Genomic DNA, 16,709 nt, shown 5'->3' with positions numbered 1-16,709 from the left:
CGAACTCTGATTACTCGGGGCGGACGGCGTTAGCGATCTTCACGGCCACATCGACCAGGGAGACGCCGTCGCTGGTGAGCCCTGCTCGCGCTCCGAGCAGGGGACTTTCCCGACGCAGCTGCTCGTAGGTGATGCCGTGGGCTACCGGGATGACCCTCTCAGTGGCCAGGAGCGCCGACAGCTCCTGCTCCGCGACTCCTTCGTTCGCCAGGCTCTCCAGCATGTGCGGTGTCATGAGCACCACCCCGATGCGGGACATGCGAAGGCCCTTGTCGATAGACCGGATCAGCGACGACCCCAGCGTGACGTCCTTCTCGCTAAACCAGACATCGACCCCATACGAATCCAGCAGATCGTGCAACTCAGCAGCAGCACCCTCGCGGTCACCCCACGCGTGGCACAAGAAGACGTCGCGACGTTCGGGATGAACCTGAGCCTGCTCGGCAGCCATCGCGCGGACCGGCTCGAGGTACGCGCGCTCCGTCACCGTGTACGATACGGCCGGCCGGCTCACGCGCGCCTTCTGATTGAACTCCCGCTCCGCCTTGCGGGCGGCAGCGTTCGCGTCACGCTCGAGCTTGTTCTGGATCCGATTCAGTTCGGAGTTCATCTCACGCTCGATCTTGCGTCCTGCCGCGCGAATCTGCGAACGAATCTGCGACTGTGAAGGCATCCGTCGTGAAACCATGGTTGTCCCTGCTTTCCTGCCACCGTCTCCGGCGACCTATCTCGGTCGACCTCCCCGCACGGTCCGAGCTCGGGCTCTACCCACTCCCGGACCGTCGTCGACGAAACCGACGTCGTTCTATGTGCCGAGTTTCTCTAGCCGGTACAAGCGAGGCACGTAGCACTTGCGGCTGATGATGTCACCGGCTCTCGCCGAAGTATTGTGTTTCCGCGGATCTAGCTCCGCTGATTGCGTGTCGACTGCGCTCTCCATTGAGGAATCGGGTCACCGAACGGGGCTTGCACCCTGCGCTCGTCTTTCTTCATCCCTCCTGGAGTACAGAACCACCTCAAGAGACTCTTCCAACGTGACTATCGCTCGAAGGTGCGGCCATGCCGACCCCGAGAGAACCCTCCGCACCGAAGCCTCGTCGAGACCTGCATCCGCTGCGATACGTCGGACGCTCGTCTCGCCCATCGCTGCACGCAAGTTCACTACGAATCGGCGTGCGGCCTCACCAGCGGGATCCTCTGACGGAACGTCAGGCCAGGAGCTAGTGAGGTCCTTGGGAGTGGGGTGCGGTTTGTTAGGCATCGGCCCTGCACCCCACTCTCAATGGTTTCCTACGCCAAGTACCGAATCAGTGCCGGTTCGTGTGACGTGTGCCAACTTCAACGTGTGGCGGCACCATAATGCGTGACGCCGCACAGCTGCTCAGAAGTCCCAGTCGTCGTCTTCGGTGGCCTCGGCCTTGCCGATGACGTACGACGAACCCGAGCCACTGAAAAAGTCGTGGTTCTCGTCGGCGTTCGGCGAGAGCGCCGACAGGATCGCCGGGTTCACGTTCGTGACGCTCGACGGGAACATCGCCTCGTAGCCCAGGTTCATCAGCGCCTTGTTGGCGTTGTAGTGCAGGAACTTCTTCACGTCTTCGGTCAGGCCGACACCGTCGTAGAGGTCCTGCGTGTACTGCACCTCGTTGTCGTAGAGCTCGTACAGCAGCGAGAAGGTGTAGTCCTTCAGCTCATCCTTCTTCGCCTGGTCGAGCGTCTCGAGTCCGCGCTGGAACTTGTACCCGATGTAGTACCCGTGCACAGCCTCGTCGCGGATGATGAGGCGGATGAGGTCGGCGGTGTTGGTGAGCTTCGCCCGGCTCGACCAATGCATCGGCAGATAGAAGCCCGAGTAGAAGAGGAAGCTCTCGAGCAGGGTCGACGCGACCTTGCGCTTGAGCGGGTCGTCGCCGCGGTAGTACTCGGTGACGATCTGCGCCTTCTTCTGCAGGTTCGGGTTCTCGACGGACCAGCGGAACGCCTCGTCGATCTCCTTCGTCGACGCGAGCGTCGAGAAGATCGACGAGTAGCTCTTCGCATGCACCGACTCCATGAACGCGATGTTCGTGTAGACGGCCTCTTCGTGCGGCGTGATCGCGTCGGGGATCAGCGAGACGGCCCCCACCGTGGCCTGCACCGTGTCGAGCAGGGTGAGTCCGGTGAACACGCGCATGGTGAGCAGCTGCTCATCGGGCGTCAGCGTGTTCCACGACTGGATGTCGTTGGACAGCGGGATCTTCTCGGGCAACCAGAAGTTGTTGACGAGGCGGTTCCACACCTCGACGTCCTTGTCGTCCTGGATGCGGTTCCAGTTGATCGCCTGCACGTGATCGACCAGCTTGAGCGATGAGGGAGTCATGGGGTTCGTCGTTTCTCGAATTGTCGGAGTCTCAGAGCATGCAGGAGACGCACTCGGTCATGTCGGTGCCCTCGAGCGCCATCTGACGGAGGCGGATGTAGTAGATCGTCTTGATGCCCTTGCGCCATGCGTAGATCTGCGCCTTGTTGATGTCGCGCGTGGTGGCGGTGTCCTTGAAGAACAGCGTCAGCGACAGGCCCTGGTCGACGTGCTGGGTCGCAGCGGCATACGTGTCGATGACCTTCTCGTAACCGATCTCGTATGCGTCCTGGTAGTACTCGAGGTTGTCGTTCGTCATGAACGCCGCCGGGTAGTACACGCGACCGAGCTTGCCTTCCTTGCGGATCTCGATCTTCGACGCGATCGGGTGGATCGAGGACGTGGAGTTGTTGATGTACGAGATCGATCCGGTCGGCGGCACCGCCTGCAGGTTCTGGTTGTAGATGCCGTGCTTCTGGATCGACGCCTTCAGCTCGGTCCAGTCCTGCTGGGTCGGGATGTGCTTGCCTGCGAAGAGCTCCTTGACCTTCTCGGTCTCGGGCACCCACGCACGCTCGATGTACTTGTCGAAGAACTCCCCCGACGCGTAGGTCGAGTCCTCGAAGCCGTCGAACGCCGTTCCGCGCTCGATCGCGAGCTTGTTCGATGCACGCAGCGCGTGGAACAACACCGTGTAGAAGTAGATGTTCGTGAAGTCGATGCCCTCTTCCGAACCGTAGAACACGTGCTCGCGAGCGAGGTAGCCGTGCAGGTTCATCTGGCCGAGGCCGATCGCGTGCGAGCGGTCGTTGCCGTCCTCGATCGAGCGGACCGAGCGGATGTGGCTCTGATCGCTGACCGCCGTGAGGGCGCGGATCGCGGTCTCGACGGTCTGGCCGAGATCATCGGCATCCATCGACAGCGCGATGTTCATCGAGCCGAGGTTGCAGGAGATGTCCTTGCCGATGTTGTCGTACGACAGGTCATCGTTGTAAGTCGTCGGCGTGTTCACCTGCAGGATCTCGCTGCAGAGGTTCGACATGTTGATCCGGCCCTTGATCGGGTTGGCCTTGTTCACCGTGTCCTCGAACATGATGTACGGGTAGCCCGACTCGAACTGGATCTCGGCGAGGGTCTGGAAGAACTCGCGCGCGTTGATCTTGGTCTTCTTGATACGGGGATCGTCGACCATCTCGCGGTACTTCTCGGTGACCGAGATGTCGCCGAACGGCAGGCCGTAGACCTTCTCGACGTCGTACGGCGAGAACAGGTACATGTCCTCGTCGTTCTTGGCGAGCTCGAAAGTGATGTCGGGCACGACGACGCCGAGCGACAGCGTCTTGATGCGGATCTTCTCGTCGGCGTTCTCTCGCTTGGTGTCGAGGAAGCGCATGATGTCGGGGTGGTGCGCCGAGAGGTACACCGCCCCGGCGCCCTGGCGCGCGCCGAGCTGGTTGGCGTAGCTGAAGCTGTCTTCGAGAAGCTTCATCACCGGGATGATGCCGGAGGACTGGTTCTCGATCTGCTTGATCGGAGCGCCCGCCTCGCGGATGTTCGACAGCAGCAGCGCCACACCGCCACCGCGCTTGGACAGCTGCAGTGCGGAGTTGATGCCGCGGGCGATCGATTCCATGTTGTCTTCGATGCGCAGCAGGAAGCAGCTGACGAGCTCACCGCGCTGCGCCTTGCCGGCGTTGAGGAACGTCGGGGTCGCCGGCTGGAAGCGGCCGGAGATGATCTCTTCGACCAGGCTCACCGCGAGCTTCTCGTCGCCGTCCGCGAGGCCGAGGGCGGTCATCACGACGCGGTCCTCGAACCGCTCGAGGTAGCGCTTGCCGTCGAACGTCTTCAGCGTGTAGCTGGTGTAGTACTTGAACGCGCCGAGGAACGTCTCGAAGCGGAACTTCTTCGAGTACGCGAGGTCGTTGAGCTTCTGGATGAAGTCGAACGAGTACTTCTCGATGACCGCGCCCTCGTAGTACTCCTTCTCGACGAGGTAGTCCAGGCGCTCTTTGAGCGAGTGGAAGAACACTGTGTTCTGGTTCACGTGCTGCAGGAAGTACTCCCTGGCCGCGCGCTTGTCGGCGTCGAACTGGATCTGCCCGTTCGCGTCGTAGAGGTTCAGCATCGCGTTGAGGGCGTGGTAATCCATGCCGTCGTACGAGGGGTTGATCTTGAACGCCGCGTTGCTCTCCAACGCCGACTCCGTCACTGCACTGCCCACTGTCGTTCCAATCCGTCGCTCACGCGATCAACGTCGTCCTGCGTGCCGAAGATTTCGAGCCGGTACAAGTGCGGCACCTGACACTTGCGGCTGATGATGTCACCGGCGAGGCAGAAGGACTCACCGAAATTCGTGTTGCCTGCGGAGATCACTCCGCGGATGTGGCGCCGGTTGCGCTCGTCGTTGAGGAACCGGATCACCTGCTTGGGCACGGCGCCGCGCTCGACGCCGCGCCCTTCACCCCCGCCGTAGGTGGGGGTGATCAGCACGAAGGGCTCGTCCACGACGAGATCCTCTTCCTGGCTGTGGAGCGGGATCCGCTTCGCCGGCAGCCGGAGCTTGTCGACGAAGCGGGCGGTGTTGCCCGAGATGCTCGAGAAGTACACGATGAGCGGAGCGGCGGTGGTGACGACGCTCATGGCTCTCTCCTCGTGTCGGTGCGTATCGGACTCTGGGCCGCTGAGACGCCGGAGGGTCAGGCGAGACGCGACGCGAGTTCGGCGATCTTGTCGGGACGGAAGCCCGACCAGTGGTCTTCGTCGGTCACGACGACGGGTGCCTGCATGTAGCCGAGCGCCTTGACCTGCTCCAGGGCCGTCGGGTCCTCCGACAGGTCGTGGATCTCGTACTCGATGCCCTTCGCATCCAGTGCGCGGTAGGTCGCATTGCACTGAACGCAGGACGGCTTGGTGTAGACCGTGATCGACATCTCATCCCCTCAATTCCTAGGTTTTCTCCGGCAGACCCCCGCCGGGACTTCAATACTACATATGGGTGCGGACATTGGGGGTGACCACAAGGGGTAGTAGTTACATCCCTGTAGTTTTCCACCGCTCTCCCTTAATACAACACAGGTTCTCCACCGTTTCTTCCACAGGCCGCGACCTTCGCAGAGGTGTCGCGAAGGGCGGAATCCCGCGGTTCGCAGACGCCCGATCCTGATCCATCCACAGGCGGCACGATACGCCCGGCATCCGACATCCGGATTCCTGTGGAAAGAGGTCCTCGGCGTGTCGTCGGCGTGTCGCGCCGAGGCCCGCTTCGAGGCCGTCGCCGCACACCGGTACCGTTGTCAGGTGGCGGGATATCGGGAGCTCCTTCGCACGCCGGGAGTGGCGCGCATGATCGCGGCCCAGCTGACGGCGCGGTTCCCCAACGGCATGTCGTCTCTCGCGATCCTGCTGCACGTCGAGCAGCAGACCGGCTCGTACGGTGCCGCCGGTCTCGTACTTGCGGCGACCTCCGTCGGACAGGCGGTCGCCGGACCCATCACCAGCCGCTGGATGGGCGCGTGGGGAATGCGCCGGGTCGTCACGCTCACCCTGACCGTCTGCGTCATCGCCGTGCTGGCCCTCGCCCTGCTTCCGCTCAGCCTTCCCGGATACATGGCGCTCGGAATGCTCGCCGGGCTCTCCACCCCGCCGATCCAGGCGGCCGTGCGCACCATCTATCCCAAGCTGGTCAACTCGTCGCAGCTGACCCCGCTGTTCTCGCTCGACGCCTCGCTGCAGGAGATCATCTGGATCCTCGCCCCGGTCGTCATCACGCTGGTGTCCACCCAGATCGGCACCGTGCAGGGACTGCTGCTCGTCGCCGTCATCCTCGTCGGCGGAGGCTCGTGGTTCGTCCTCTCGCCGGAGGTCGGACGCGTGCGCATCCCGCGCAGTCGGCACGCCCTCGGCAAGGTCGTGCTCAAGCCCCCGGTGCTGCTCGCGACCGTGCTCGGATTCCTCCTCATCGGCGCGTGCGCGGCGGTCGAGGTGGGCGTCGTCGCGACGTTCGAGCACGGCAGTCTCGCCGCAGGTCTCGTGCTCGCCGTCTTCGCGGTGGGAAGCCTCGCCGGCGGTCTCGGCATGGGCCACATCCCCATCGGGCGCTGGGCGATGGCACGTCGCCTGACCATCGTGACGGTGGGGCTGGCACTGACGATGGTGTCGCTGAACGTCTTCTGGCTGGGCGGAACGCTGATCCTCGCCGGCATCGGGATCGCGCCGGCGCTTGCCGCACTGTTCGCGATCACCACGGCGAGCGTGAAGTTCAGCGAGACGGCGGAGGCCTTCGGCTGGGCGGGCACCGGTCAGCTCATCGGCGCCGCTGCCGGCTCCGCGATCGCCGGCTTCCTGGTCGACGCCACCGACGGCCCTCAGGGCGCCTATCTCGCCGCCACCTTGTTCGCCCTCGTCGGCGTCGTCGTCGCTGTCGTGTTCGTCCGCGCGCTTCCCGACCTCCGGCACCGTGATCCCAGCCCCTACCCGGACACCGAACCTGTGGCGGTCACCCCTTCCTGAGCAGTCTTCGGCCGGGCTGACACCGCGCCTTCGCGCCCGGGCCCGTCCTAGGCTGGAGCCATGGCCGCACCGCTCACTCTCCCCCGCATCTCCTGGGGCGAGCCGACCGCCTCACGACGCGCGCTGCTCGTCCACGGTCTCGGGTCGTCCGCCGCGCTGATGTGGCGCCTCGGCGACGCGCTCGCCGAGGCGGGATGGCACGCGACCGCGGTCGATCTGCGCGGTCACGGCGACGCCCCGCGCGCGCTCGATTACACGGTCGGCGCATACGGCGCGGATCTTGCAGGGACCGTCCCGTCCGACGGCGCACCCTGGGACGCTGTCGTGGGCCATTCACTCGGCGGGGCGGCGAGCACGGTGGCCGCGGCATCCGCCCCCGCATGGACGCGCCGGCTCGTGCTCATCGATCCCGCCATCCGGGTCGAGGGGCGCGACGCGAACATCGTGCGCAGGAGCCAGGAGCGCGCGTTCGCCGACCCGCGGATCGAGGTCGTGCAGGCCGAACACCCGCACTGGCATCCGCAGGATCACGAGCTGAAGGTCGATGCCGTCCTCCGAACCAGCCGTTGGGCCGTCGAGCAGACCACCGCACAGAATCAGCCATGGGACGTTCGGGATGCCGCTGCCCGGCTGAGCGTTCCGACCCATGTCATCGGCGCCGACCCCGCCGTCTACAGCATCTTCACCGGCGCTCTCGCCGACGAGGTCCTCTCCGGCAACCCGCGCATCACGATGTCCGTGGTGGCGGGCGCAGGTCACTCCCTGCACCGGGACAAGCCGGAGGAATCCATCCGACAACTGCTGGAGGCTGTGGCATGAACGACTTCGACCCCTCGGCGTACCTCCCCGACGACCTGCTGGAGCGGATCCGCGAACGCGCCCCCATCCACGACAGGGAGAACACCTTCCCCCAGCAGGACCTCGACGAGCTCCGCGACGCGGGCTACCTGTCGATCCTGGTGCCGGCCGAGCGCGGGGGCGCCGGTCTCGGCCTCGCCGAGGCGGCCGTGCTGCAGCAGCGGCTCGCGACCGCGGCGCCGGCGACCGCGCTGGCGATCAACATGCACCTGGTGTGGACCGGCGTCGCCAAGGTGTTCTCGGATCGCGGCGTGCCAGGGCTGGAGTTCGTGCAGGACGGAGCTGTCGCCGGCGACGTGTTCGCGTTCGGCATCAGCGAGGGCGGCAACGACCTGGTGCTCTTCGGCAGCGACACCGATGCCGTGCCGCGCGAGGACGGCGGCTATGCCTTCACGGGCACGAAGATCTTCACCTCGCTCGCACCGGTATGGACGCGCCTCGGACTGCACGGACTCGACACCACCTCGCCCGATGCTCCGAAGCTCGTCTTCGCCTTCGTGGACCGCAGCGACGCCGTGGTCACCTCCGACGACTGGGACACGCTCGGCATGCGCGCCACCCAGAGCAGGACCACCCGGCTGAACGGAGCGACCGCGGCGCCCGAGCACGTGGTGCGGCGGATCGATCCGGGGCCGAACCCCGATCCGATCGTCTTCGGCATCTTCTCGGTCTTCGAGATCCTGCTGGCATCGGTGTACACCGGCATCGCCAGACGTGCGCTCGAGCTCGCGGTGCAGACCGCCCGCAAGCGTCGCTCGAAGAGGTCCGGCGCCGCGTACAGCCAGGACCCCGACATCCGCTGGCGGATCGCGGAGATGGGGCTGGCCTACGACGCGCTGCCGCCGCAGATCGAGTCGCTCGCACGCGACGTCGACCGCGCCGCCGACAACGGCGCCCGCTGGTTCACACTGCTGTCCGGGCTCAAGCACCGTGCGATCGTCATGGCCAAGAAGGTCGTCGACGAGTCGATGCTCGTCGCCGGGGGCGGGTCGTACTTCTCCGCCAACGAGCTCTCACGGCTCTACCGCGACGTGCTGGCCGGCGCGTTCCATCCCTCAGACCCGGAATCGGCGCACGCGACGGCGGCGACGGCCTGGCTCGGTCCGCTGGAGACCTGACTACTTCGAGTCGAAGTCGAACGCCTTGAGCAGTTCGAGGACGGCCTTGTCGCGCGCGTCGCCGCCCTCGTCGAACATCTCGGTGACGTGGGTGCGCAGGTGATTGTCCAGCAGCATGCGGTTCAGGGACTCCAGCGAGCGCTGGATCGCGCGGGACTGCGTGATGATGTCCATGCAGTACTCCTCGTTCTCGATCATCCGCGCGACGCCGCGTACCTGACCCTCGAGGATGCTGGTGCGATGCAGGGCCCGCTTCTTGATGTCTTCGATCACCCTCCGAGGGTACTCTCCGAGCGGCCCTGCCATGAAAGGATGAGGGCATGCCGCGAACATCGATGGCGCCGCTCACCCCCGCCGATCAGGAGCGCCTGCGGGCCCTCCGCCGGATGAAGGCGGTCGCCCTCGGCGCGCTCGTGTTCATGGCGGTCGTGTTCGTCGTCGCGTTCTGGCTGCAGGAGAGACAGCCGTGGCTGGCGTACGTGCGGGCCGCCGCCGAAGGCGGAATGGTCGGCGCTCTCGCCGACTGGTTCGCCGTGACGGCCCTGTTCCGACGGCCGCTGGGGTTGCCGATCCCTCACACCGCGATCATCCCGAACCGCAAGGACGAGATCGGCCGCACCCTCGGCGAGTTCGTCGAGACGAACTTCCTCGAGGCCGCTGTCGTCCGCGCGAAACTCGCGACGACCCCCATCGCCCTGAGAGCCGGAGAATGGCTGCGCGAGGCGCCGCACGCGGAGCGCGTGGCCACGGAGGGCGCTGCGGTCGCCACCGCCGTGCTCAATGCGCTCAGCGATGATGACATCCGCGACCTCATCACCGACCTCGCCCGCGAGCACCTGGTGACACCGGAGTGGGGCCCGCCTGCCGGCGCCTGGCTCGGCAAGATCGTCGAGTCCGACGCCCACCACGGCGCGGTCGATCTCGCCGTGGATAGCATCGCCACCTGGCTCGACGCCAATGCCGAATCCTTCAGCGGCCTCGTGTCACGCCGGCTTCCCTCCTGGGTGCCCAAACTTGCACACCGTCTCGTCGACGACACCGTCTACAACGAGGCCGTCCGTTTCGTCCACGCCATGCAGGCCGACCCTCGGCATCCGGCGCGGCTCGCGGTGGACGGGTACCTCGCCCGGCTCGCCGACAATCTGCAGCACGATCCGTCGACGAGGGCGAAGCTCGAGAACGCGAAGGCGACGCTGTTCGACAGCCCGCGGGTCGGAGCCCTCGCCGCCGAGGCGTGGAACACCGCGAAGGCGGGCCTTCTCACCGCGCTCGCCGACCCGTCGAGCGGTCTGCGCCGGCGAGCGACCCAGGCCCTGCAGGAGATCGGTGAGCGCCTCACGACGGACACGGCCCTGCAGACCCGCGTCGACACCTGGGTGTCCGACGCCGCGGTCTTCCTCGTCGACCGCTATCGGCACGACATCGCCTCGATCATCACCGACACGGTCGAACGGTGGGACCCGGCCGAGACGACCGAGAAGATCGAGCTCATGGTCGGGCGTGACCTGCAGTACATCCGCTTGAACGGTACGTTCGTCGGAGCCCTCGCGGGCCTCGCCATCTTCACCATCGCCCACGCCCTGATCCCCGGAGTCTGACCGTGACGCTGTCCCACGACCCTCTCTGGCCGCGTGCGGGTCGCTGGCCCTCGTTCGAGGAGGGTGCGGATGCCGTGCTCCTGGGGGTGCCCACCTGGCGGACGTCGCTCTCCCCCACCGGCGCACACGCGACGCCTGCCGCAGTGCGCGATGCCCTCGAGCGATACGGGACCGCGGTGATGGGCCCGCCGGCGCTCGATCTGAACGACGTCCTGCGCATCGCGGATGCCGGGGACATCCACGAGCCCGACGGGGATTCCGGCGAGGCGGACACGATCGAACGGGTTCGGGAGCTGAGTTCCGGTTCTGACCTCGTGATCGCCCTCGGGGGCGACAACTCGCTCACCTACCCGGTCGCGCTCGGGTCCGGTGCCACCGGTCTCATCACGTTCGACGCGCACTTCGATCTGCGCGACGGCATCTCCAACGGGACGCCGGTGCGCCGCCTCGTGCAGGACTCTCCCGCCGGATCCCGCACGGAGACGGCGCGGATCGATCCGTCCCGGATCGTGCAGATCGGCATCGCCGACTTCGCGAACTCCGTCGCCTACGCCGATCGGGCGGCGGACTGGGGCATTCGCGTCATCACACTCGACGAGCTGCGCCGGCGCGGGATCGACGACGTCGCCGCCGAGGCCCTCGAGATCGCATCGGCAGGCATCGACCCACGCGTGCACCTCGACATCGACGTGGACGTCTGCGACCGCGCTGTGGCGCCGGGGTGCCCGGCGAGCGTGCCGGGCGGGCTTCACGCGTGGGAGCTGCGCGCCCTCGCACGCGCTGTCGCCTCCCATCCGAACGTCGTGAGCGCCGACATCGCCGAGGTCGACGCGACGGCCGACGCAGACGACGCGCGCACGGTCCGCCTGGCGGCGCTGTGCGTGCTGGAGCTGCTCGCCGGTCTCGCATCCCGCTCTGTGAACGTCGCCGGGCGAAGCGACTAGCGCACGGCGATCCCGTCCTTCCACACTCGCGAGACGAGCGGCACCCCCGGCCGGTAGGCGAGATGGATGCGCGTGGGCGCATCGAGCAGAACGAGGTCCGCGCGTGCCCCGGGTCGGATGACGCCGATGTCGTCGCGCCGCAGCGCCCGCGCTCCCCCGGCTGTCGCCGCCCATACGGCCTCGGCCGGTGTCATCCCCATGTCGCGGACGGCGATGGCGATGCAGAACGGCATCGACGACGTGAAGCTCGAACCGGGGTTCGTGTCGCACGCCAGCGCGACGGTCACTCCCGCGTCGATGAGCCGGCGCGCATCGGGATACGGCTGCCTGGTCGAGAACTCGACGCCGGGAAGGAGCGTGAGCACGGTGTCGGATCCGGCGAGGGCTGCGACATCGGCATCGGTGAGGTAGGTGCCGTGATCGATGGAGGCCGCGCCCAGGTCGACGGCGAGCTGCACTCCGTCTCCGGGCCCGAGTTGACTGGCGTGCACCCGCGGTGACAGACCCTGCGCGATGCCCGCCTCCAGGACTCGCCGCGACTGGGCGACGGTGAAGGCGCCGCTCTCACAGAAGACGTCGATCCACTTCGCGTGCGGGGCGCACCGTTCCAGCATCCGCCCCGTGACGAGCTCCACGTACTCCTCGTCGCGTCCGGCGTACTCTGCGGGGACGACGTGGGCACCGAGGAAGGTCACCTCGGACGTGACCTCGGCGGCGAGGCGCACCAGACGCTCCTCAGTCTCGACATCGAGGCCGTAGCCGCTCTTGATCTCGACGGTCGTGGTGCCCTGCGCGAGGAGCTCGTCGACGAAGCGCCGCAGCCGCGCACGCAGCTCGTCCTCCGAGGCGGCGCGCGTCGCCGCGACGGTCGAGCGGATGCCGCCCGCGGCGTATCGCTCGCCGGCCATGCGCGCCTCGAATTCCGCAGCTCTGTCGCCCGCGAACACCAGGTGGCTGTGGCTGTCGACGAAGCCCGGGATCATCGCTCGGCCGTCCGCATCGATGACGTCGTCGGCGGCGTCATGCACCTCGGGGCTGCGAGCAGCATCCGACGAGCCGAGCCACGAGATACGACCGCCGTCGATGACGACGGCGGCGTCGTGGCGCGTGCCGCACAGGTCCTCACCGCTGGCGTCGTTCGTGGTGAGCTCGCCGATGTTCGTGATGAGGGTGCGCATCAGAGCATCGGCACCTTCAGGCCGCGCTCGCGCGCGACGTCCCTGGCGTGGTCGTACCCGGCATCCACGTGGCGCATGACCCCGCTGCCCGGGTCGTTGGTGAGCACCCGTTCGAGCTTCTCGGCGGCGAGCGCCGAGCCGTCGGCGACGATCACCTGTCCGGCGTGGATGCTGCGCCCGATCCCGACGCCACCGCCGTGGTGGATCGAGACCCACGAGGCGCCGGATGCCGTGTTCAGCAGGGCGTTCAACAGCGGCCAGTCCGCGATCGCGTCAGAGCCGTCCTTCATGGCTTCCGTCTCGCGATACGGGGATGCGACCGACCCGGAATCGAGATGATCACGGCCGATCACGATCGGCGCCATCAGCTCACCCGACGCGACCATCTCGTTGAATTTCAGCCCGGCGAGATGACGCTCCTGGTAACCGAGCCAGCAGATTCGGGCGGGCAGGCCCTCGAATCGCACCTTCTCGCCCGCCTTCTGCAGCCAGCGATGAAGGGCCGCATCTTCGGGGAACAGCTCAGCGATCGCGCGGTCGGTCCGGAGGATGTCCTCGGGGTCGCCCGAGAGAGCCGCCCAGCGGAACGGACCGCGCCCCTCCTCGAACTGCGGGCGGATGTACGCCGGCACGAAGCCGGGAAACTCGAATGCGCGCGCGAAGCCACCGAGTTCCGCTTCGCGGCGGATCGAGTTGCCGTAGTCGAAGACGGCTGCACCGGCATCCTGGAATCCCACCATGGCCGCCACGTGCGCAGCCATCGATGCGCGCGACCGGGCGGTGAATCCCTCCGGGTCGCGTCCGGCTTCGGCCTTCCAGTCCGCGACGGACACCCCGAGCGGCAGGTACGCGAGCGGGTCATGGGCGCTGGTCTGGTCGGTGACGATGTCGATCGGAGTACCGCGGCGCAGCAGTTCGGGAAACACGTCGGCGGCGTTGCCCACGACGCCGACCGAGAGGGCATCGCCCGCGTTCTTGGCTGCGATCGCACGATCGACGGCAGTGTCGAGGTCGGTGGTGTACTCGTCGAGGTAGCCGTGCTCGACGCGGCGTGCGAGGCGCGATTCGTCGACGTCGACGACGATCACAGCGCCGTCGTTCAGGGTGACCGCGAGAGGCTGAGCGCCACCCATGCCGCCGGCACCCCCGGTGAGGGTGAGAGTGCCCTTGAGTGAATCCCTGCCGAGTGAGCGCGCCACCGCGGCGAAGGTCTCGTACGTGCCCTGGAGGATCCCCTGGGTGCCGATGTAGATCCAGGAGCCGGCCGTCATCTGGCCGTACATCGTCAGTCCGAGCTCTTCCAGGCGTCGGAACTCGGGCCAGCTGGCCCAGTCGCCGACGAGGTTCGAGTTGGCGATCAGCACCCGCGGCGCCCACTCGTGCGTCCGGAACACACCGACGGGTTTGCCGGACTGCACCAGCAGCGTCTCGTCGGGCTCGAGCTCGTCGAGGGTGCGCACGATCGCGTCGTACGCCTCCCAGCTCCGCGCGGCCTTGCCTGTTCCCCCGTACACGACGAGACTCTCGGGGTGCTCGGCGACCTCGGGATCGAGGTTGTTCATCAGCATCCGCTTCGCCGCCTCCGCACCCCAGCTCTTCGCCGTGCGCACGTTGCCGCGCGCCGCGCGGACTTCTCTTGCAGCGCTCATGCGCGTGCCTCCTCGATGAGTGGTCGGACGGCGCGCGCCACGGCGCCGGTGTGCACGAGTTCCGTGATCGCTTCCATGTCCTGCGAGAGGAACCGGTCGGGGCCGGGGCCGCCGGCGACTGTGCGGACGAGGTCGCGTACGGCGCCGGTGGCGCGCCCCGGTTCCAGGGGCCCTCGGAGGTCGAGGGCGCGCGCGGCGGTGAGGATCTCGATGGCCAGGACGCGGCCGAGCCCGTCGATCGCGCGGCGGAGCTTGCGTGCAGCCGCCCATCCCATCGATACGTGGTCCTCCTGCATCGCCGAGGAGGGGATGGAGTCGACTGATGCCGGAACGGCCAGCCGCTTCAGTTCCGACACGATCCCTGCTGCCGCATACTGGGCGATCATCAGACCGGAGTCGACGCCGACCTCGTGCGCGAGGAACGGTGGCAGGCCGTGACTGCGCGCGGGGTCGAGCGCCCTGTCCGTCCGGCGCTCGGAGACCGAGGCGACGTCGGCGACCGAGATCGCCAGGAAGTCCAGCACCGCGGCGATCGGGGCGCCGTGGAAGTTGCCGTTCGACTCGATCCGGCCATCAAGGGTGATCACGGGGTTGTCGATCACGCTCATGAGCTCTCGGGCGGCGACCGCCGACGCATGTGCGACCGTGTCGCGTGCTGCGCCGTGCACCTGCGGGGCACACCGCAAGGAGTAGGCATCCTGAACACGTCCGTCCTCGGGGCCGCGGTGACTCGCCACCATCGGCGAACCGGCGAGCAGCGCCCTGATGTTCGCGGCGGCATCTGCCTGCCCGGCCTGCGGCCGCAGTGCCATCAGGTCTGCCGCGAAGACCGCATCGGTTCCCAGCTGGGACTCGATCGACATCGCCGCGGCGACGTCGGCCGAGAGCAGGAGTTCGTCGAGGTCGTGGAGCGCGAGCGCCAGCATGGCGAGCATCCCGTCGGTGCCGTTGATCAGCGCCAGCCCCTCCTTCTCGACGAGGGTCAGCGGCTCGATGCCCGCAGAGGCGAGCGCCTCGGATGCCGGACGCAGCGTTCCGGAGGCATCGCGCACCTCCCCCTCGCCCATCGACGCCAGCGCGACATGCGCGAGCGGGGCGAGGTCGCCCGAGCAGCCGAGGGAGCCGTACTCGCGGACCACCGGGGTGATCCCCGCATTGAGCATCGCGGCGTACGTCTCGACCACGACCGGCCGGACGCCGGTGCGACCCGAAGCCAGGGTCTGCAGTCGCAGGAGCTGAAGCCCGCGGACCACCTCGCGCTCGATCTCTGTTCCGGTCCCGGCGGCGTGCGACCTGATCAGACTCGCCTGTAGCTGCAGACGCCGCTCCGGGGCGATGAACGTCGTCGCGAGCGCACCGAACCCGGTCGAGACGCCGTAGTGGGGATGCGGATCCGCGGCCAGTCCGTCGATGACGCGGCGGGTGGCCGCCACCCTTTCGAGCGCTTCGGGGTCGAGCGCGACCTGCGCGCCGGTGCGCGCCACGGAGACGACATCGATGACGGTCAGCGGATCGGCGCCGACGAGGATGGGGGACGGATCGGTCATGACTCGATTCCACACCCGCGGGCACGACGGCGACAGCGGTTCGTGCCATGCTGTGTCTGTGATCCGAGACAATCCGCAGGCCCAGGTGCCCGCCGCAGACGGCACGCTGCGCATCCTCCGGTATCTCGCCGGCCGCCCGGCGCCGGTCGCCGCGTCCGCGATCGCCCGCGAGCTCGAGCTGCCTCGTTCCTCGGTGTATCACCTGCTCACGACGCTCGCCGCGCACGGCTTCGTCGTTCATCTTCGGGAGGACCGGCGATGGGGACTCGGCACCACGGCGTTCGAACTCGCCGGTGGCTATGCCCGGCAACAGCCCCTGGCGCGACTCGGACGCCCGCTCGTCGCGGCGCTCTCCGATCGCCTCGGCGAGAGTGCGCACCTCGCGGTGATGAGCGGCGGCGACGTGCTGTACATCGTCGAGGAGCGCGCACCGCGACGCCCCGCTCTCGTCACCGATGTGGGCGTCCGCCTTCCCGCCCACCTCACCGCCAGCGGCAGGGCGATGCTCGCGGCGCTGCCGCGCGAGCAGGTCAGGGCCCTGTACCCCGATGCCAGCGCATTTCCCGACCGCACCGGGCGAGGCCCGCACACTCCGGCAGAGCTGCGAGAGCTGCTGCGCGAGGTACGGGTGCGGCGTTTCGCCGTCGAGGACAGCGAGGTCGCCGAGGGGCTGCGCTCGGTGGGCGCCGCGGTGCTCGACCATTCCGGGTGGCCGGTGGCGGCGGTCGCCGTCACGTGGGCTGATCCCGACCTCCATGAGGCGCAGCTCGCGGAAGCGGTGCGTGAGACGGCGGCGCTTCTCGAGTCGCGCTTGAAGCGATGAAGCGCTGTGAACGAAAGCCCTGTTAACGTGAAATGGCCACCCTGCGTTGGGTGGCCATTTCACTTTGGAAGAAGTCCGGCGGTGTCCTACTCTCCCACAGGGTCCCCCCTGCAGTACCATCGGCGCTGTGAGGCTTAGCTTCCG

Annotated in this window: 15 protein-coding genes; 6 read left to right on the top strand and 9 right to left on the bottom strand. The window is 67.4% G+C overall.

What is annotated here, in order from left to right:
* Positions 1-10: 10 nt before the first annotated feature.
* From RIN18_RS02375 to nrdH, 5 genes are all read right to left on the bottom strand, one after another.
* Entirely contained in the window at positions 11-610 is a 600-nt protein-coding gene (locus tag RIN18_RS02375; RefSeq protein ID WP_309102340.1) for a toll/interleukin-1 receptor domain-containing protein, read from the bottom strand.
* Positions 611-1,381: 771 nt separating this feature from the next.
* Complete coding sequence (nrdF, locus tag RIN18_RS02370; protein WP_309102339.1) at positions 1,382-2,359, bottom strand: class 1b ribonucleoside-diphosphate reductase subunit beta; 978 nt, start codon at positions 2,357-2,359, stop codon at positions 1,382-1,384.
* Between the two features lie 31 nt (positions 2,360-2,390).
* Positions 2,391-4,490 carry a class 1b ribonucleoside-diphosphate reductase subunit alpha gene (gene nrdE / locus RIN18_RS02365; RefSeq protein ID WP_309102536.1) on the bottom strand — a complete coding sequence of 700 codons (2,100 nt, stop codon included), beginning with the start codon at positions 4,488-4,490 and terminating at the stop codon, positions 2,391-2,393.
* Between the two features lie 56 nt (positions 4,491-4,546).
* Complete coding sequence (nrdI, locus tag RIN18_RS02360) at positions 4,547-4,981, bottom strand: class Ib ribonucleoside-diphosphate reductase assembly flavoprotein NrdI (RefSeq protein WP_309102338.1); 435 nt, start codon at positions 4,979-4,981, stop codon at positions 4,547-4,549.
* A 56-nt stretch (positions 4,982-5,037) separates the two neighbouring features.
* Positions 5,038-5,271, bottom strand: a complete 234-nt coding sequence (gene nrdH / locus RIN18_RS02355) for a glutaredoxin-like protein NrdH (RefSeq protein ID WP_045255893.1) — start codon at positions 5,269-5,271, stop codon at positions 5,038-5,040.
* 367 nt (positions 5,272-5,638) lie between these two features.
* On the opposite strand from nrdH, the gene RIN18_RS02350 reads away from it, so the two are divergent.
* Genes RIN18_RS02350 through RIN18_RS02340 form a run of 3 tightly spaced genes read left to right on the top strand, consistent with a single transcriptional unit; the run spans position 5,639 to position 8,826 of the window.
* The gene (locus RIN18_RS02350; protein WP_309102337.1) at positions 5,639-6,850 is read left to right on the top strand and encodes an MFS transporter; all 1,212 of its coding nucleotides are present in this window, start codon (positions 5,639-5,641) and stop codon (positions 6,848-6,850) included.
* A gap of 60 nt (positions 6,851-6,910) precedes the next feature.
* Complete coding sequence (locus RIN18_RS02345; protein WP_309102336.1) at positions 6,911-7,669, top strand: alpha/beta hydrolase; 759 nt, start codon at positions 6,911-6,913, stop codon at positions 7,667-7,669.
* Complete coding sequence (locus tag RIN18_RS02340; protein ID WP_309102335.1) at positions 7,666-8,826, top strand: acyl-CoA dehydrogenase family protein; 1,161 nt, start codon at positions 7,666-7,668, stop codon at positions 8,824-8,826. The genes RIN18_RS02345 and RIN18_RS02340 overlap by 4 nt, the downstream gene beginning before the upstream one ends.
* Here the strand turns inward: RIN18_RS02340 and RIN18_RS02335 are convergent, their stop codons facing one another.
* Positions 8,827-9,099, bottom strand: coding sequence for a metal-sensitive transcriptional regulator (locus RIN18_RS02335; RefSeq protein WP_309102334.1), 273 nt, complete (start codon positions 9,097-9,099; stop codon positions 8,827-8,829).
* A 47-nt stretch (positions 9,100-9,146) separates the two neighbouring features.
* Between RIN18_RS02335 and RIN18_RS02330 the strand changes: the two genes are divergently transcribed.
* Positions 9,147-10,424 (top strand): DUF445 domain-containing protein, encoded by a 1,278-nt coding sequence (locus tag RIN18_RS02330; protein WP_309102333.1) that lies wholly within the window; start codon positions 9,147-9,149, stop codon positions 10,422-10,424.
* Positions 10,421-11,368, top strand: coding sequence for an arginase family protein (locus RIN18_RS02325; RefSeq protein ID WP_309102535.1), 948 nt, complete (start codon positions 10,421-10,423; stop codon positions 11,366-11,368). Before RIN18_RS02330 ends, RIN18_RS02325 begins: the two co-directional genes overlap by 4 nt.
* On the opposite strand, the gene hutI is transcribed toward RIN18_RS02325, so the two are convergent.
* Genes hutI through hutH form a run of 3 tightly spaced genes read right to left on the bottom strand, consistent with a single transcriptional unit; the run spans position 11,365 to position 15,742 of the window.
* On the bottom strand, positions 11,365-12,546 hold the full coding sequence (gene hutI, locus RIN18_RS02320; protein WP_309102332.1) for an imidazolonepropionase: 1,182 nt from the start codon (positions 12,544-12,546) through the stop codon (positions 11,365-11,367). The genes RIN18_RS02325 and hutI overlap by 4 nt on opposite strands.
* Entirely contained in the window at positions 12,546-14,195 is a 1,650-nt protein-coding gene (gene hutU, locus RIN18_RS02315) for a urocanate hydratase (RefSeq protein WP_309102331.1), read from the bottom strand. The genes hutI and hutU overlap by 1 nt, the downstream gene beginning before the upstream one ends.
* On the bottom strand, positions 14,192-15,742 hold the full coding sequence (gene hutH, locus RIN18_RS02310; RefSeq protein WP_309102330.1) for a histidine ammonia-lyase: 1,551 nt from the start codon (positions 15,740-15,742) through the stop codon (positions 14,192-14,194). The genes hutU and hutH overlap by 4 nt, the downstream gene beginning before the upstream one ends.
* 52 nt (positions 15,743-15,794) lie before the next feature.
* Here hutH and RIN18_RS02305 point away from each other — a divergent pair, with 52 nt between their 5' ends.
* On the top strand, positions 15,795-16,565 hold the full coding sequence (locus RIN18_RS02305) for an IclR family transcriptional regulator (protein WP_375163488.1): 771 nt from the start codon (positions 15,795-15,797) through the stop codon (positions 16,563-16,565).
* The last annotated feature ends 144 nt before the right edge of the window (positions 16,566-16,709 follow it).

The organism is Microbacterium sp. (genome assembly GCF_031179285.1).
Classification (GTDB): Bacteria; Actinomycetota; Actinomycetes; order Actinomycetales; family Microbacteriaceae; genus Microbacterium.
The sequence above is the reverse complement of the archived record's forward strand: the minus strand, read 5'-3'. Positions and strand labels throughout refer to the sequence as shown.

Coding starts and splice junctions, on each gene's coding strand:
- RIN18_RS02345 (WP_309102336.1), top strand. CDS start 6,911: ATGGCCGCACCGCTCACTCTCCCCCGCATCTCCTGGGGCGAGCCGACC.
- nrdH (WP_045255893.1), bottom strand. CDS start 5,271: ATGTCGATCACGGTCTACACCAAGCCGTCCTGCGTTCAGTGCAATGCG.
- hutH (WP_309102330.1), bottom strand. CDS start 15,742: ATGACCGATCCGTCCCCCATCCTCGTCGGCGCCGATCCGCTGACCGTC.
- RIN18_RS02330 (WP_309102333.1), top strand. CDS start 9,147: ATGCCGCGAACATCGATGGCGCCGCTCACCCCCGCCGATCAGGAGCGC.
- nrdE (WP_309102536.1), bottom strand. CDS start 4,490: ATGGATTACCACGCCCTCAACGCGATGCTGAACCTCTACGACGCGAAC.
- RIN18_RS02340 (WP_309102335.1), top strand. CDS start 7,666: ATGAACGACTTCGACCCCTCGGCGTACCTCCCCGACGACCTGCTGGAG.
- hutI (WP_309102332.1), bottom strand. CDS start 12,546: ATGCGCACCCTCATCACGAACATCGGCGAGCTCACCACGAACGACGCC.
- nrdI (WP_309102338.1), bottom strand. CDS start 4,981: ATGAGCGTCGTCACCACCGCCGCTCCGCTCATCGTGTACTTCTCGAGC.
- RIN18_RS02375 (WP_309102340.1), bottom strand. CDS start 610: ATGAACTCCGAACTGAATCGGATCCAGAACAAGCTCGAGCGTGACGCG.
- nrdF (WP_309102339.1), bottom strand. CDS start 2,359: ATGACTCCCTCATCGCTCAAGCTGGTCGATCACGTGCAGGCGATCAAC.
- hutU (WP_309102331.1), bottom strand. CDS start 14,195: ATGAGCGCTGCAAGAGAAGTCCGCGCGGCGCGCGGCAACGTGCGCACG.